Annotated in this window: 11 protein-coding genes; 8 read left to right on the top strand and 3 right to left on the bottom strand. The window is 71.3% G+C overall.

Going from position 1 to position 17,176, the window contains the following annotated elements:
* The first annotated feature begins 211 nt into the window (after positions 1-211).
* The 4 genes from ACI79L_RS16370 (at position 212) to ACI79L_RS16385 (ending at position 9,517) form a co-directional block, all read left to right on the top strand.
* A complete protein-coding gene (locus tag ACI79L_RS16370; RefSeq protein WP_456937813.1) occupies positions 212-673 on the top strand; it encodes a hypothetical protein in 462 nt (153 codons plus the stop codon).
* 5 nt (positions 674-678) lie between these two features.
* Positions 679-1,623 carry a hypothetical protein gene (locus ACI79L_RS16375; RefSeq protein WP_456937814.1) on the top strand — a complete coding sequence of 315 codons (945 nt, stop codon included), beginning with the start codon at positions 679-681 and terminating at the stop codon, positions 1,621-1,623.
* A gap of 382 nt (positions 1,624-2,005) precedes the next feature.
* Positions 2,006-5,515, top strand: coding sequence for a DNA-directed RNA polymerase subunit beta (rpoB, locus tag ACI79L_RS16380; protein WP_456937815.1), 3,510 nt, complete (start codon positions 2,006-2,008; stop codon positions 5,513-5,515).
* A 96-nt stretch (positions 5,516-5,611) separates the two neighbouring features.
* Complete coding sequence (locus tag ACI79L_RS16385; RefSeq protein ID WP_456937816.1) at positions 5,612-9,517, top strand: DNA-directed RNA polymerase subunit beta'; 3,906 nt, start codon at positions 5,612-5,614, stop codon at positions 9,515-9,517.
* 155 nt (positions 9,518-9,672) lie between these two features.
* On the opposite strand, the gene ACI79L_RS16390 is transcribed toward ACI79L_RS16385, so the two are convergent.
* From ACI79L_RS16390 to ACI79L_RS16400, 3 genes are all read right to left on the bottom strand, one after another.
* On the bottom strand, positions 9,673-10,716 hold the full coding sequence (locus tag ACI79L_RS16390; RefSeq protein WP_456937817.1) for an LLM class F420-dependent oxidoreductase: 1,044 nt from the start codon (positions 10,714-10,716) through the stop codon (positions 9,673-9,675).
* A 77-nt stretch (positions 10,717-10,793) separates the two neighbouring features.
* Positions 10,794-11,024, bottom strand: coding sequence for a hypothetical protein (locus ACI79L_RS16395; protein ID WP_456937818.1), 231 nt, complete (start codon positions 11,022-11,024; stop codon positions 10,794-10,796).
* 146 nt (positions 11,025-11,170) lie between these two features.
* Positions 11,171-12,136, bottom strand: coding sequence for a hypothetical protein (locus ACI79L_RS16400; protein ID WP_456937819.1), 966 nt, complete (start codon positions 12,134-12,136; stop codon positions 11,171-11,173).
* Between the two features lie 612 nt (positions 12,137-12,748).
* Between ACI79L_RS16400 and rpsL the strand changes: the two genes are divergently transcribed.
* The 4 genes from rpsL to tuf all read left to right on the top strand — a co-directional run bounded on the left by rpsL (position 12,749) and on the right by tuf (position 17,083).
* A complete protein-coding gene (gene rpsL / locus ACI79L_RS16405) occupies positions 12,749-13,123 on the top strand; it encodes a 30S ribosomal protein S12 (RefSeq protein WP_012950487.1) in 375 nt (124 codons plus the stop codon).
* 1 nt (position 13,124) lies between these two features.
* Positions 13,125-13,595, top strand: a complete 471-nt coding sequence (gene rpsG, locus ACI79L_RS16410; protein WP_075013303.1) for a 30S ribosomal protein S7 — start codon at positions 13,125-13,127, stop codon at positions 13,593-13,595.
* A 104-nt stretch (positions 13,596-13,699) separates the two neighbouring features.
* A complete protein-coding gene (gene fusA, locus ACI79L_RS16415; protein ID WP_456937820.1) occupies positions 13,700-15,799 on the top strand; it encodes an elongation factor G in 2,100 nt (699 codons plus the stop codon).
* Positions 15,800-15,889: 90 nt separating this feature from the next.
* Positions 15,890-17,083: an elongation factor Tu gene (gene tuf / locus ACI79L_RS16420; protein ID WP_456929503.1), complete on the top strand. Its 1,194-nt coding sequence runs from the start codon at positions 15,890-15,892 to the stop codon at positions 17,081-17,083.
* The last annotated feature ends 93 nt before the right edge of the window (positions 17,084-17,176 follow it).

Consider the following 17,176-nt stretch of genomic DNA (forward strand, 5'->3'; position numbering starts at 1 on the left):
CCCGCCCCCCCGCCCCACGCCGCCCCCCCCCCCCGCCCCCCCCCCCCCCCCCCCCCCCCCCCCCCCCCCCCCCCCCCCCGCCCGCGCCGGCGGGGGGCGGGCCCGCCACGCCGCTCCCGAGGCGCCGGCCTCCGCCGGCGGCGCCGACCCCGCCGACCCCGCCGACGACGACGCCGCGCCGCGCGCCCGCCGCCGGCCGTCGGTCCCGCTGGTGCCCGTGCTCGCGGTGCTGCTCGTGCTGCTGCTCGCCGCGGCCGGGTGGCTGTGGCTGACCCGCGAGGACGAGTCGCCGGTGCGCACCGACAGCTACGTGCAGGTGCTGCAGGCGGCCCGCTCGGGGATCGTCGACCTGACCTCCTTCGACGCGGTGACCATCGACGACGACATCGAGCAGGTCCGCCGCGTGGCCACCGGCGACCTGCGCGACGAGTCCCTGGCCCAGCTGCAGGACCGGCGGCAGGAGCTGGTCGACGCCCAGGCGGTCGTGCAGACCGAGGTCGTCGGCGCGGGCGTGGTCAGCGCCGACGAGGACTCCGGCACCGTGCTGCTGGTCATCCAGTCGACGCAGCGGAGCACCGCGAGCCCGCAGGCCCAGGTGCTGCGCTACCGCATCCAGGTGGAGCTCGTGCGCGAGGACGGCCGCTGGCTGCTGTCCGGGATCTCGGGGAGGTGACCGGCGTGAGCGAGACCCCGGGGGAGCGCCCCCGCCCCACGCCGCGCCCGCGCGCGGACCGCCCCCGCCCGTCCCCGCGTCCCCGGGTGGCCGGCAGCCGCCGGGACCGGGACGAGGCCCGCGCCCAGGCGGCACCAGAGACCCCGGTCGCCGAGGTCCCCGCCACCGAGGCCCCTGCGGCGGTGACGCCGGCGGAGGAGGCGCCCACCGCGGCGACCACCGCCCGGCGCCGGGCCCGTCCCGGCCCGGTGGGCGGCGACGCCGCGGCCGTCTCGCTGGCCAAGGCCCCGGCGCCCGCTCCGGACGGGACCGGCGGCACCGGGACCGCCGACGAGGACGCGCCCGCCCGGCACGGCGCCCGCCGCACCCGCGCCGGGGGCCCCGCCCGGACCGTCGCCGGGCCGTCGCCGCGACGTCGTCGCCGGCTGCCGCTGGTGGCGGTCCTCGCGGTGCTGTGCGTGCTCGCCGCCGGCCTGGTCGGCCTCCTCGCCTGGCAGCGGCTGGATCCCGCGTCCGTCTCGCCGTCGGTGTTCGCCGCGGCGCGCGAGGACGTGGAGGCCCTCTACGCCTACGACTACCGGGACTCCGAGGGCAGCGTGCAGGGCAAGCTCGACGTCCTGACCGGCGACCTGCGCGACCAGTACGAGCAGGACCTGTCCCAGGGCGGGATCGTCGACACCTACGAGCAGGTGTCGGCCACCACCCGGTACGAGGTGCTCGACGTGGGCCTGCAGCAGGTCTCCGACGACCAGGACGGCGCGACCGTCGTCGTGTTCGGCCAGTACGTCGTCGAGTCGGTCAACAGCGGGACCCAGCCCGCCCCCGAGGGCTCCGAGTGCACGGTCACCCCGGAGGGCGCGCAGTCGTGCACCCAGACCGTCCAGGTGCAGCTGGCGCGGGTCGACGGCGACTGGAAGATCAGCGACCTGACCCTGCTCACGACCAGCTGATCCGGGGGCCGCGGGCCGGGCCGGCCCGCGTTCCCCGCGGCGTGGCGGAGACAGCGGGGCCCCCGGGCTGGCATCATGGCCGCGCGGAACGCCGCCCGGTCTGCCGGACGCCGTCCTTCCCGGGAGTGGGGTCAGCGTCACCCCACCCCCGACGTGGACAGCGTGCGCGAGCAGGGGTAGGGTTCTCTGTTGCGCTGCCCCCTGACTGCCTGCCCGCCGAGACGGGTCACCTGGGCTGCCCGGGATCCCCTCCCGGCACCTGGGCGACACCCGTTCCCCGAGCGGGCCGGACGCCGCGGACAGCCCCGCCATCACCGACGACGACCCAGGACGAACCCGCACCCACCGCCCGCACGTCGTGAGGTCCTTGGAAGGACGCATCTTGGCAGGCTCTCGCCCCACCAGCATCTCCCCCAGCACGACCGAGTCCGGCGGCTTCGGCCAGCAGAACCAGACTCCCCAGGCCGGCCCCCGCACCGGAGAGGCCGACCAGCAGAAGATCCCCGGCGCTCCGCTCCGGGTCTCGTTCGCGAAGATCTCCGAGCCCCTCGAGGTGCCGGATCTGCTCGCCCTGCAGACCGCGTCCTTCGACTGGCTGGTCGGCAGCCCCGAGTGGCGCGCCACCCTCTCGCCCGAGGAGCAGGCGGCCGCCGTCGGGGGCCTGGCCGAGATCCTCGAGGAGATCTCCCCGATCGAGGACTTCAGCGGCTCGATGTCGCTGTCCTTCTCCAACCCGCGCTTCGAGGACGTCAAGGCGTCCCTCGAGGAGTGCAAGGACAAGGACATGACCTACGCGGCGCCGCTGTTCGTCACCGCCGAGTTCATGAACAACACCACCGGCGAGATCAAGAGCCAGACGGTGTTCATGGGCGACTTCCCGATCATGACGAACAAGGGCACGTTCGTCATCAACGGGACCGAGCGCGTGGTCGTCTCCCAGCTCGTGCGCAGCCCCGGCGTCTACTTCGACAAGACCCTGGACAAGACCTCCGACAAGGACGTCTTCAGCGCCAAGGTGATCCCCAGCCGTGGTGCGTGGCTGGAGTTCGACGTCGACAAGCGCGACACCGTGGGCGTCCGCATCGACCGCAAGCGCCGCCAGCCGGTCACCGTGCTGCTCAAGGCGCTGGGCTGGACCGAGGACCGCATCCGCGAGCACTTCCAGTGGTCGCCGACCGTCCTCGCCACCCTGGAGAAGGACCACATCGCCGGGCAGGACGAGGCGCTGCTCGACATCTACCGCAAGCTGCGGCCGGGCGAGCCGCCGACGCGGGAGAGCGCCCAGGCGCTGCTGGAGAACCTCTTCTTCAACCCGAAGCGCTACGACCTGGCGAAGGTCGGCCGCTACAAGGTGAACAAGAAGCTCGGCGTCGAGGTCCCGCAGGGCACCCTGACGCTGACCGAGGACGACATCGTCGCCACCATCGAGTACGTCGTGCGGCTGCACGCCGGCGAGCCCGACCACGGCGTCGACGACATCGACCACTTCGGCAACCGCCGCCTGCGCACCGTCGGCGAGCTGATCCAGAACCAGATCCGGGTCGGCCTCTCCCGCATGGAGCGCGTCGTCCGCGAGCGGATGACCACCCAGGACGTCGAGGCGATCACGCCGCAGACCCTGATCAACATCCGGCCGGTCGTCGCCTCCATCAAGGAGTTCTTCGGCACCAGCCAGCTCTCGCAGTTCATGGACCAGACCAACCCGCTCGCGGGCCTGACCCACAAGCGCCGCCTGTCGGCGCTGGGGCCGGGTGGTCTGTCCCGTGAGCGGGCCGGCATGGAGGTCCGCGACGTGCACCCGAGCCACTACGGCCGGATGTGCCCGATCGAGACCCCGGAAGGCCCGAACATCGGCCTGATCGGCTCGCTGTCGGCCTACGGCCGGGTCAACGCCTTCGGCTTCATCGAGACCCCCTACCGGCGGGTCGAGAACGGCGTCGTCACCGACCACATCGACTACCTGACCGCCGACGAGGAGGACCGCTTCGTCGTCGCCCAGGCCAACTCGCCGCTGGACGCCCAGGGCCGGTTCGCCGAGGAGCGCGTCCTGGTCCGCACCAAGGGCGGTGAGGTCGACTACCTGTCGCCCGAGCAGGTCGACTACATGGACGTCTCGCCGCGGCAGATGACCTCGGTCGCGACGGCGATGATCCCGTTCCTCGAGCACGACGACGCCAACCGCGCGCTCATGGGCGCGAACATGCAGCGTCAGGCCGTCCCGCTGCTGCGCAGCGAGGCGCCGCTGGTCGGCACCGGCATGGAGCTGCGGGCCGCCGTCGACGCCGGCGACGTCGTCGTGGCGGAGAAGGCCGGTGTCGTCGAGGACTCGACCGCCGACTACGTCACCGTCATGGCCGACGACGGCACCCGGCAGACCTACCGGCTGCTGAAGTTCCGCCGCTCGAACCAGGGCACCTCGATCAACCAGACCCCCGTCGTCGACGAGGGCCAGCGGGTCGAGGTCGGCCAGGTCATCGCCGACGGGCCGTGCACCGACCAGGGCGAGATGGCGCTGGGCAAGAACCTGCTCGTCGCCTTCATGCCGTGGGAGGGCCACAACTACGAGGACGCGATCATCCTGTCGCAGCGCCTCGTGCAGGACGACGTCCTGTCCTCGATCCACATCGAGGAGTTCGAGGTCGACGCCCGCGACACCAAGCTCGGTGCCGAGGAGATCACCCGGGACATCCCGAACGTCTCCGAGGAGGTCCTCGCCGACCTCGACGAGCGCGGCATCATCCGCATCGGTGCCGAGGTCGTCCCCGGCGACATCCTCGTCGGCAAGGTCACGCCCAAGGGCGAGACCGAGCTGACCCCCGAGGAGCGGCTGCTGCGGGCGATCTTCGGTGAGAAGGCCCGGGAGGTCCGCGACACGTCGCTGAAGGTCAAGCACGGCGAGTCCGGCAAGGTCATCGGCGTCCGCGTGTTCTCCCGCGAGGACGGCGACGAGCTGCCCGCCGGCGTCAACGAGCTGATCCGGGTCTACGTCGCCCAGATGCGCAAGATCTCCGACGGCGACAAGCTCGCCGGGCGCCACGGCAACAAGGGCGTCATCGCGAAGATCCTGCCGCAGGAGGACATGCCGTTCCTCGAGGACGGCACCCCGGTGGACATCGTCCTCAACCCGCTCGGCGTCCCGGGCCGGATGAACGTCGGGCAGGTCCTGGAGACCCACCTCGGGTGGATCGCCAAGTCCGGCTGGCAGGTCGAGGGCACGCCGGAGTGGGCGGCCAACCTGCCCGAGCAGGCGCGCCACGCGGAGCCGGGCACCCGGACCGCGACGCCGGTGTTCGACGGCGCCCGCGAGGAGGAGATCATCGGCCTGCTCGGCTCGACGATCCCCAACCGCGACGGCAACCGGATGGTGCAGGAGACCGGCAAGGCGCGGCTGTTCGACGGCCGCTCCGGCGAGCCGTTCCCCGAGGCGATCTCGGTGGGCTACGTCTACATCCTGAAGCTGCTGCACCTGGTCGACGACAAGATCCACGCCCGGTCGACCGGCCCCTACTCGATGATCACGCAGCAGCCGCTGGGCGGTAAGGCGCAGTTCGGTGGCCAGCGCTTCGGTGAGATGGAGTGCTGGGCGATGCAGGCCTACGGCGCGGCCTACGCGCTGCAGGAGCTGCTGACCATCAAGTCCGACGACATCCTGGGCCGCGTCAAGGTCTACGAGGCCATCGTCAAGGGCGAGAACATCCCCGAGCCGGGCATCCCCGAGTCGTTCAAGGTGTTGCTCAAGGAGCTGCAGTCGCTCTGCCTCAACGTCGAGGTCCTCTCCGGCGACGGACAGGCGATCGAGCTGCGCGACACCGACGACGAGGTGTTCCGGGCCGCGGAGGAGCTGGGCATCGACCTGTCCCGCCGCGAGCCCTCCAGCGTCGAGGACGTGTGATCGGCCGCCGGCCGGCCCTCCGCGTGACGGGCCGGCCGGCGTCCCCAGCCAACGACTAGAAGTGCAGTAACGAGCCCCGGGAAAGGGGTCCACTCAGTGCTCGACGTCAACTTCTTCGACGAGCTCCGCATCGGTCTGGCCACCGGCGACGACATCCGCCAGTGGTCGCACGGTGAGGTGAAGAAGCCCGAGACCATCAACTACCGGACGCTGCGCCCGGAGAAGGACGGTCTCTTCTGCGAGAAGATCTTCGGTCCCACGCGGGACTGGGAGTGCTACTGCGGCAAGTACAAGCGCGTCCGCTTCAAGGGCATCATCTGTGAGCGCTGCGGCGTCGAGGTGACCCGCGCCAAGGTCCGCCGCGAGCGGATGGGCCACATCGAGCTGGCCGCGCCGGTCACCCACATCTGGTTCTTCAAGGGCGTCCCCTCGCGCCTGGGCTACCTGCTCGACCTGGCGCCCAAGGACCTCGAGAAGATCATCTACTTCGCCGCCTACCTGATCACCTCGGTCGACGACGAGGCGCGCCACCGCGACCTCCCGACCATCGAGGCCGAGATCAGCGCGGAGAAGCACAACCTCGAGAGCCGGCGCGACGCCGACGTCGAGGCCCGCCAGCAGAAGCTCGAGGCCGACCTGGCCGAGCTCGAGGCGGAGGGCGCCAAGTCCGACGTCCGCCGCAAGGTGCGCGAGGGCGGCGAGCGCGAGATGCGCCAGCTGCGCGACCGCGCCCAGCGGGAGATCGACCGCCTCGAGGAGGTGCTCGACACCTTCCGCAAGCTCGAGGTCAAGCAGCTCATCGCCGACGAGGGCCTGTACCGCGAGCTGCGCGACCGGTTCGGCGAGTACTTCGAGGGCGGCATGGGTGCCGCGGCCCTGCAGAAGCTGCTGGCCGACTTCGACCTCGACGCCGAGGCCGCCTCGCTGCGCGAGACCATCCGCAGCGGCAAGGGCCAGCGCAAGCTGCGGGCCCTCAAGCGGCTCAAGGTCGTCGCGGCGTTCCAGCAGACCCGCAACTCGCCCATGGGCATGGTGCTGGACTGCGTCCCGGTCATCCCGCCGGACCTGCGCCCGATGGTGCAGCTCGACGGTGGCCGCTTCGCCACCAGCGACATGAACGACCTGTACCGCCGGGTCATCAACCGGAACAACCGGCTCAAGCGGCTGCTCGACCTCGGCGCGCCCGAGATCATCGTGAACAACGAGAAGCGGATGCTCCAGGAGTCCGTGGACGCGCTGTTCGACAACGGCCGCCGCGGCCGTCCGGTGACCGGCCCGGGCAACCGCCCGCTCAAGTCGCTGTCCGACCTGCTCAAGGGCAAGCAGGGCCGGTTCCGGCAGAACCTGCTCGGCAAGCGCGTCGACTACTCCGGCCGGTCGGTCATCGTCGTCGGCCCGCAGCTGAAGCTGCACCAGTGCGGCCTGCCCAAGCAGATGGCGCTGGAGCTGTTCAAGCCCTTCGTCATGAAGCGGCTGGTCGACCTCAACCACGCGCAGAACATCAAGTCCGCCAAGCGCATGGTCGAGCGCGCCCGTCCCGTCGTCTGGGACGTGCTCGAGGAGGTCATCACCGAGCACCCGGTGCTGCTGAACCGGGCGCCGACGCTGCACCGCCTGGGCATCCAGGCCTTCGAGCCGCAGCTGGTCGAGGGCAAGGCCATCCAGATCCACCCGCTGGTCTGCACCGCCTTCAACGCCGACTTCGACGGTGACCAGATGGCGGTCCACCTGCCGCTGTCGGCGGAGGCGCAGGCCGAGGCCCGCATCCTCATGCTGTCCAGCAACAACATCCTGAGCCCGGCCGACGGTCGCCCGATCACCGCGCCGACCCAGGACATGGTGCTGGGCCTGTACCACCTGACCACCCTGGTGCCGAGCCGGCACCAGGCCGACGGTGGCCGTCCGGCGGCCTTCGGGTCGACGGCCGAGGCGATCATGGCGTTCGACAAGGGCGCCCTGGCCCTGCAGGAGCGCGCGCTGATCCGCCTCGACGAGGTGTTCGGCGTCGACAACGGCAAGGTCAACGAGCCCTGGACCCAGCCCGAGGACTGGACCCCGGGTGCCCCGGCGCTGGTCGAGACCAGCCTGGGCCGGGTGCTGTTCAACGAGGCCCTGCCCGAGGACTACCGCTTCGTCAACTACCAGGTGCCGAAGAAGGAGCTCGGGGCGATCGTCAACGACCTCGCCGAGCGCTACCCCAAGGTGCAGGTCGCGGCGACGCTGGACGCCCTCAAGTCGGCCGGCTTCCGCTGGGCCACCCGCTCGGGCGTCACGATCGCCATCGACGACGTCGTCACCCCGCCGGCCAAGCAGGAGATCCTCGACCGGCACGAGGCCGAGGCGCGCGGCATCGAGCGGCAGTACGAGCGCGGTGTCATCACCGACGCCGAGCGCCGTGGCGAGCTGATCGAGATCTGGACCCGCGCGCGGGCCGAGGTCTCGCAGGCGATGGTGGACAACTTCCCGACCACCAACCCGGTCTGGGTCATGGTCAACTCGGGCGCCCGAGGCAACATGATGCAGATCAGCCAGATCGCTGGCATGCGCGGCCTGGTGGCCAACCCGAAGGGCGAGATCATCCCGCGGCCGATCAAGGCCAACTTCCGGGAGGGTCTGTCCGTGCTGGAGTACTTCATCTCCACGCACGGTGCGCGCAAGGGCCTGGCCGACACCGCGCTGCGGACCGCGGACTCCGGGTACCTCACCCGCCGGCTGGTCGACGTCTCGCAGGACGTCATCATCCGCGAGGAGGACTGCGGCACCGAGCGCGGCGTGATCATGCCGATCGCGACCGTCGTCGACGGTGTCCTGACCCGGGACGCGCACGTCGAGACCAGCGTCTACGCCCGTTCCCTGGCCGCCGACGTGGTGGCCGAGGACGGCACGCTGATCGCGCAGGCCGGCCAGGACCTGGGCGACGTGCTGATCGGCCAGCTGGTCGACGCCGGCGTGGCCGAGGTCAAGGTCCGCTGCGTCCTGACCTGCGAGTCCCTGCTGGGCACCTGCGCCACCTGCTACGGCCGGTCGCTGGCCACCGGCAAGCTCGTCGACGTCGGCGAGGCGGTCGGCATCATCGCCGCCCAGTCGATCGGTGAGCCCGGCACCCAGCTGACGATGCGCACCTTCCACACCGGTGGTGTCGCGGGGGAGGACATCACCCACGGTCTGCCGCGTGTCGTGGAGCTCTTCGAGGCCCGCGTCCCCAAGGGCAAGGCCCCGATCGCCGAGCTGGCCGGCTCCGTCCGGATCGAGGACGGCGAGCAGTTCCGCAAGCTCACGATCACCCCGGACGACGGCTCCGACGAGGTCGTCTACGACAAGCTGTCGCGCCGGTCGCGGCTGCGGGTCGAGGACGGCGCCCACGTCGAGGTCGGCGAGCAGCTCACCGAGGGTGCGGTGGACCCGCACGAGGTGCTGCGGATCATGGGCCCGCGCGAGGTGCAGCTGCACCTGGTCCGCGAGGTCCAGGAGGTCTACCGCAGCCAGGGCGTGTCGATCCACGACAAGCACATCGAGGTGATCATCCGCCAGATGCTGAAGCGGGTGACCATCATCGACTCGGGCGCCACGGAGTTCCTCCCCGGTGCGCTGGTCGAGCGGACGCTGTTCGAGACCGAGAACCGCCGCGTCGTCGCCGAGGGCGGCGAGCCGGCCTCGGCCCGTCCGGTGCTCATGGGCATCACGAAGGCCTCGCTCGCGACCGAGTCGTGGCTGTCGGCCGCCTCCTTCCAGGAGACGACCAAGGTGCTCACCGACGCCGCCATCCAGGGCAAGAGCGACTCGCTCCTCGGCCTCAAGGAGAACGTGATCATCGGCAAGCTGATCCCGGCGGGTACGGGCATCAGCCGCTACCGGAACATCACGGTCGAGCCGACCGAGGAGGCCCGCGCCGCCGTCTACACGATGGCCGGGTACGACGACGGGCAGTACTACAGCCCGGACGTCTTCGGGTCGGGCTCCGGTGAGGCCGTGCGCCTCGAGGAGTACGACTGGCGGGGCTGACGAAGGGCCTCCCGCTCCCCGCCGTTCGCACGCTCACGGCGGGCCCCTGAGGGAGGCCGTTCCAGCACCTCACGTGAGAAGGGCCCCCATGTCACCGACCTGGGGGCCCTTCTCCGTGTCACGGGAGCGGCTGCGTCACGTGACGCAACACCGGACTAGCGGTCGGCCAGCTTCCGCATGGTCTCCACCGTCCGCAGCCGGCCCTCGCGGCTGTCGTCGAGGGGCTGCAGCGCGATGGTGGTGACGCCGGCCTCCGCGTAGGCGGCCACCCGCTCGGCCACGTAGGACTCCGGCCCGATGAGCGACACCTTGCGGACGAACTCCTCGGGCAGCGCCGCGGCCGCCTCGTCCTTCTTCCCGTCCAGGTAGAGGTCCTGGACGGTGGTGGCGGCCTCCTCGTAGCCGTAGCGGCGCGCGAGGTCGTTGTAGAAGTTCTTGCCCCGGGCGCCCATGCCGCCGACGTAGAGGGCCAGCTGCGGCCGCACCTGGTCGTGCAGGTGGTCGACGTCCTCGCCGATCGCGACCGGGACGCCGCAGATCACCTGCAGGTCCCCGAGCGCGGCGTCCCGCTTGGCCGTCCCGGCCCGCAGCGAGTCGCCCCAGACGTCGTCGGCGCGCTCGGGCATGAACCAGATCGGCTCCCACACCTCGGCGATCTCGGCGGCGAGCTCCACGTTCTTGGGGCCGAGCGCGGCGAGCATCACCGGGATGCGCTCGCGCACCGGGGTGTTGATCAGCTTCAGCGGCTTGCCCAGGCCGGTGCCCTGCTCGGCCGGCAGCGGCACCGTGTACTTCGGCCCCTCGTGCACGAGCCGCTCGCGGCGCCACACCTGCCGGCAGATCTCCACGACCTCGCGGGTGCGCTGCAGCGGGGCGTCGTAGGGGACGCCGTGCCAGCCCTCGATCACCTGCGGGCCGGAGGCGCCCAGGCCCAGGGTGAACCGCCCGCCGGAGACGAAGTCCAGCCCGGCGGCGGTCATCGCCGTCAGGGCCGGCGTCCGGCTGTAGATGGGCAGGATCGCGCTCATCAGCTCGACCCGCTGCGTGACGGCCGCCAGGTACCCGAGCTGGCTGACGGCGTCGAAGGTGTAGACCTCCGCGCACATCGCGAGGTCGAGCCCCGCGGCCTCGAGGTCGACGATCTCCGCCGCCGTCTCCTGGAATCCCCCCGCGTAACTGGCCTGGATGCCGATGCGCACCTGCACTCCTCTGGTCGGCGGCGCCCGCGTCGGCGCCTCCGGCGACCGTAGCGGGTGCGCGCGGGCGGGCCCGAGGCTCAGGCGGTGCGGCTGCGCAGCGGGCGGATCACCCCGACGACCTCGGTGACGACCCGGACGCCGTCCACGTCGCGGGGGACCAGGCCGGCCGCGTCGGCGTCGGCGACGTCGACCTTGACGACGTAGCCGCTGTCCCGCCGGGCCAGGCCGATGCCGACCACCCCCGGCTGGGCGGAGAGCTGGTGGGCGAGGACGCCCTTGGCGGCGCGGGCGGCGGCACGGTCGGTCACGAGGTCTCCTCGCTGACGCCCGCGCGCCGGGTGCCCGGGACGAGGGAGGTCCCGGACGGCCGTGCGGGCTCGGTCACCTCCCCATGGTGCCTCGTTCCCGCCCGGAGCGACATCCCCCTGACCTGGGGGACGACCTCAGGAGGAGGTCAGGAGGCGACCCACTCCGCCCCCAGGGTGGCCAGCACGGTCGCCAGGGGGTTGGCGAAGGTCAGCCCGGCGCCGTTGCTGCCGCCCTGGTCGCTGCCGGCGAACAGCAGGCCCAGCGGGACGCGGTCGGCGCTGCGCCAGATGACCGACCCGCTGTCCCCACCGGCGGAGAAGGGCCCCGACAGGCCCTCGATCTCGATCTGGTCGTCGAAGACGTGCACGCCGTCGTCGTACTGGACGGCGACCCCGTCGACCTCGACGGCGGTGACCCGCCCGCGGGTGTGCCCGGTGGTGCGGCCCACCTTCTCGACCTCCTCGTCCGGCTCCACCTCCTCCCCGTCGGCCACGGTGCCGGCCAGTGGGCCGCCCGGGACCCGGCCCGGCTCGGCCTCGACGCCCGCGTCCAGGACGGCGACGGCGGCGTCGACCCTGTTGCGGCCCCCGGTGAAGCGCTCGAAGGCGGTCAGCGTGGCCACCCGGTCGGCCGGGACGCCGCCGTCGGCCGGTCCGGGCTGCAGCACCGCGTCGCCGACCGCGCCGGCGTCGCTGGCGGCGAGGACGTGGTTGTTGGACAGGATCGCCAGCCGGCCGTCCACCCGGACGAAGCCGCCCAGCGTCCCGGCCGTGACGGCGGGGTGGGCCACCGACAGCCCGGGGTGCAGCGGGCGGGTGCGCTGCTGGAGCTCGGCCGGGGTGGGGGAGGACAGCGGCACTATCGGCCCGGTCACCCGGACGTCGATCTCCGCGCGCACCACGTCGTCGAGGTCGGTGAGCAGCACCCGGGCGTCGGCCTCGGCCGCCACGCGGATCGCCAGGTGCACCCGCCCGGGGGCGACGGGGGCCAGCCCGATGGCGGGCCGCGTCCACACGCGGCCGCCGAGGTCGCTGGCCCGGACCGGGGGGAAGCCCTCGGCCAGGCGGGCGGACAGCCGCGCCTTGAGCTCGCGCGCCGTGTCGATCAGCACCAGGACCTCCGTAGCGGTGAGTGGTCTTGTTGGGACCGACGGTAGGGGGAGGGGCTGACAGTCGCGCGCCCACCGGGGGCCTGCCGGCACGCGCCGTCCCCTGGTGTGCGGGCCCGGCCGCGGTATGGTGCGGCCTCCCCCGGGGCCGTGCGGCACGGTCCCCGCGGCCGCCGGGAATGGCCGGCGCGCCCGCGTCGTTGTCCCCGTCGAACGGGCCCGGGTGGCAGGCAGACCCTGTCCGCTCGGCTCCCGGGACCCGGCTTTGACCGCCTCCCAGCACGCGGGTATCGTGGTCAGCCGTGCCCAGGGTGCCCTGGGCCTGCTCCCGTTCGCGGTGCGCCTGGGTGTCCGGAGGTCCGCCTCCAGGCCGCGGGTCCGCCCCGGTGGGCCGTCCACGGAGGACGGTGTCCGGAGGTGGCGGCGCCGAGTCGCGGGGGGCGACCTGTCCGGTACGACCGCCGGCCGGTCCTGGGGAGGGCGACACGCCCGACCGCGGGGACCGGTGAGTGGCTCGCGACCAGGGCGGACGACCCCGGCAGGACCGGCACCGGCGACACGACAGCAGCACCGTCCACAGCACGACCCAGCGCAGGTAGGAGATCCAGGCCACCCATGCCCACGATCAACCAGCTGGTCCGCAAGGGCCGCGAGGACAAGGTCGAGAAGACCAAGACCCCGGCGTTGAAGGGCTCCCCTCAGCGTCGAGGCGTGTGCACCCGCGTGTACACCACGACGCCGAAGAAGCCGAACTCGGCGCTCCGCAAGGTCGCTCGCGTCCGCCTCACCAGTGGCATCGAGGTGACCGCCTACATCCCGGGCGTCGGCCACAACCTGCAGGAGCACTCGATGGTGCTCGTGCGCGGCGGCCGCGTGAAGGACCTCCCGGGTGTGCGTTACAAGATCATCCGCGGCTCGCTCGACACCCAGGGTGTCCGCAACCGCAAGCAGGCTCGCAGCCGGTACGGCGCGAAGAAGGAGAAGAGCTGACATGCCGCGCAAGGGCCCCGCGCCGCGCCGTCCGCTGGTCAACGACCCGGTCTACCAGTCGCCGCTGGTCACCCAGCTGGTGAACAAGGTCCTCGTCGACGGCAAGCGCTCGGTCGCCGAGTCGATCGTCTACGGCGCCCTGGAGGGCTGCCGCGCCAAGACCGACACCGACCCGGTGGTCACGCTCAAGCGCGCGCTGGACAACGTCAAGCCGGCCCTCGAGGTCCGCAGCCGCCGCGTCGGTGGCGCGACCTACCAGGTCCCGGTCGAGGTCCGCGCCTCCCGCAGCACCACCCTCGGCCTGCGCTGGCTGATCCAGTACAGCCGGGCGCGCCGCGAGAAGACGATGACCGAGCGCCTCATGAACGAGCTGCTCGACGCCAGCAACGGCCTCGGTGCCGCGGTCAAGCGCCGCGAGGACACCCACAAGATGGCCGAGTCGAACAAGGCCTTCGCGCACTACCGCTGGTAGTCGCACCCCCGCTGGTGACACCCCCGTCCACCAGCACCCGCCGGCGGGAACGCCGGGCCACCCCCGGACCCCGCACGCGGACCAGAGACAAAGAGGAGTGAGGAATGGCCGACCCCAAGGCCCAGCTCGCCAGGACCCGCAACATCGGGATCATGGCGCACATCGACGCGGGCAAGACCACGACGACCGAGCGCATCCTCTTCTACACCGGTATCAACTACAAGATCGGTGAGGTCCACGACGGCGCGGCCACGATGGACTGGATGGAGCAGGAGCAGGAGCGCGGCATCACCATCACGTCCGCCGCGACGAAGTGCTCCTGGAACGACCACGACATCAACATCATCGACACCCCGGGGCACGTCGACTTCACCGTCGAGGTGGAGCGGTCCCTGCGCGTGCTCGACGGTGCCGTGGCCGTCTACGACGGTGTCGCCGGCGTGGAGCCGCAGACCGAGCAGGTCTGGCGGCAGGCGGAGAAGTACGGCGTCCCGCGCATGTGCTTCGTCAACAAGCTCGACCGGACCGGCGCGAACTTCTTCCGCTGCGTCGACATGATGGTCGAGCGGCTCGCCGCCAACCCGGCCGTGCTGCAGCTGCCCATCGGCGCCGAGGCCGACTTCATCGGCGTCGTCGACCTGGTGCAGATGCGCGCGCTCACCTGGCGCGGTGAGACCAAGATGGGCGAGGACTACGCCATCGAGGAGATCCCCGCCGAGCTCGCCGACCAGGCCGCCGAGTACCGCGACAAGCTGCTCGAGACGATCGCCGAGACCGACGACGCGATCATGGAGGCCTACCTGGGCGGCGAGGACATCCCCGTCGACCAGCTCAAGGCCGCCATCCGCAAGGCGACCATCGCCGCGCAGATCAACCCGGTGCTCACCGGCACGGCGTTCAAGAACAAGGGCGTGCAGCCCCTGCTCGACGCCGTCGTCGACTACCTGCCCAGCCCGCTGGACATCGAGGCCATCGTGGGCACCGCCCTCGACGGCGAGACCGAGGTCCTGCGGCACGCCGACGAGGACGAGCCGTTCTCGGCGCTGGCCTTCAAGATCCAGACCGACCAGCACCTCGGCAAGCTGACCTACGTCCGGGTCTACTCGGGCCGGCTCAACTCCGGGTCCCCGGTGCTCAACAGCACCAAGGACCGCAAGGAGCGGATCGGCAAGATCTACCAGATGCACGCCAACAAGCGCGAGGAGCGCGAGGGCGTGGGCGCCGGCCAGATCGTCGCCGTCGTCGGCCTGAAGCAGACGACCACGGGTGACACCCTCTGCGACCCGCAGAACCCGGTGATCCTCGAGTCGATGACCTTCCCGGCCCCCGTCATCTCGGTCGCCATCGAGCCGAAGACCAAGGGCGACCAGGAGAAGCTCGGCACCGCCATCCAGAAGCTGGCCGAGGAGGACCCGACCTTCCAGGTCCGCCTCGACGAGGAGACCGGCCAGACGGTCATCTCCGGCATGGGCGAGCTCCACCTGGAGATCCTGGTCGACCGCATGCGGCGCGAGTTCCGCGTCGAGGCCAACGTCGGCAAGCCGCAGGTCGCCTACCGCGAGACCATCCGCAAGGTGGTCGAGAAGGTCGACTACACCCACAAGAAGCAGACGGGTGGGTCCGGCCAGTTCGCCAAGGTGCAGGTCAGCATCGAGCCGCTCGAGGTCAGCGGCGACGGCCCGACCTACGAGTTCGTCAACGCCGTCACCGGTGGTCGCATCCCGAAGGAGTACATCCCCTCGGTCGACCAGGGCATGCAGGACGCCATGCAGTACGGCATCCTCGCCGGCTACCCGATGGTCGGGGTCAAGGCGACCCTCGTCGACGGCCAGTACCACGAGGTCGACTCCTCGGAGATGGCTTTCAAGATCGCCGGCTCGATGGTCTTCAAGGAGGCCGCCCGCAAGGCCAGCCCGGCCCTGCTCGAGCCGATGATGGCCGTCGAGGTCGTCACGCCCGAGGACTACATGGGTGACGTCATCGGCGACCTGAACTCCCGGCGCGGGATGATCCAGGCGATGGAGGAGCGCTCCGGCGCCCGCGTCGTCCGGGCCCTGGTCCCGCTCTCGGAGATGTTCGGCTACGTGGGCGACCTGCGCAGCCGCACCCAGGGGCGGGCGAGCTACACCATGGTGTTCGACTCGTACGCCGAGGTCCCGCAGAACGTGGCCAAGGAGATCATCGCCAAGGCCACCGGCGAGTGACCCGCCGGGCGGGCACGTCCCCGCCCGGCACCCCCAGCAAGCCCACCCCAGAGTTCGCGCACTACGCGAGACCACGAGGAGAGGAACCCAGTGGCCAAGGCCAAGTTCGAGCGGACCAAGCCGCACGTCAACATCGGCACCATCGGGCACATCGACCACGGCAAGACCACGCTGACCGCGGCGATCACCAAGGTGCTGCACGACAAGTACCCGGACCTCAACGAGGCGTCGGCCTTCGACCAGATCGACAAGGCGCCCGAGGAGAAGGCCCGCGGGATCACGATCTCGATCGCCCACGTCGAGTACCAGACGGAGAACCGTCACTACGCGCACGTCGACTGCCCCGGGCACGCCGACTACATCAAGAACATGATCACCGGTGCGGCGCAGATGGACGGCGCCATCCTGGTGGTCGCCGCGACCGACGGCCCGATGCCGCAGACCAAGGAGCACGTGCTCCTGGCCCGCCAGGTCGGCGTCCCCTACATCGTCGTGGCGCTGAACAAGGCCGACATGGTCGACGACGAGGAGATCCTCGAGCTCGTCGAGCTGGAGGTCCGCGAGCTGCTGTCCGAGTACGAGTTCCCGGGCGACGACGTCCCCGTGGTCCGCGTCTCGGCGCTGAAGGCCCTCGAGGGCGACGCCGAGTGGGGCAACAAGCTCATGGAGCTCATGGACGCCGTCGACACGGCGATCCCCGAGCCGCAGCGTGAGGTCGACAAGCCCTTCCTCATGCCGGTCGAGGACGTCTTCACCATCACCGGTCGCGGCACCGTCGTCACCGGGCGCGTGGAGCGCGGCATCGTCAAGGTGTCGGAGGAGGTCGAGATCGTCGGCATCCGTCCGTCGTCGACCAAGACCACCGTCACCGGCGTCGAGATGTTCCGCAAGCTGCTCGACCAGGGCCAGGCCGGCGACAACGTCGGTCTGCTGCTGCGCGGCATCAAGCGCGAGGACGTGGAGCGCGGCCAGGTCGTCGTGAAGCCCGGCTCGATCACCCCGCACACCAACTTCGAGGGTTCGGTCTACATCCTCTCGAAGGACGAGGGTGGCCGTCACACGCCGTTCTTCAACAACTACCGTCCGCAGTTCTACTTCCGGACGACCGACGTCACCGGCGTCGTGACGCTGCCGGCCGGCACCGAGATGGTCATGCCGGGCGACAACACCGAGATGACGGTCGAGCTGATCCAGCCGATCGCCATGGAGGAGGGCCTGCGGTTCGCCATCCGTGAGGGTGGCCGCACCGTCGGCGCCGGTCGCGTCACCAAGATCATCAAGTAACACCCCCGACGGGCGGCGGCGCACCCCTGCGTCGCCGCCCGTCCCCGGGTGAGCGAGGTGCGTGTGTGCACCGCCACCCTCCCCGCTGGGGCC

This window comes from Geodermatophilus sp. SYSU D00684 (assembly GCF_054050455.1).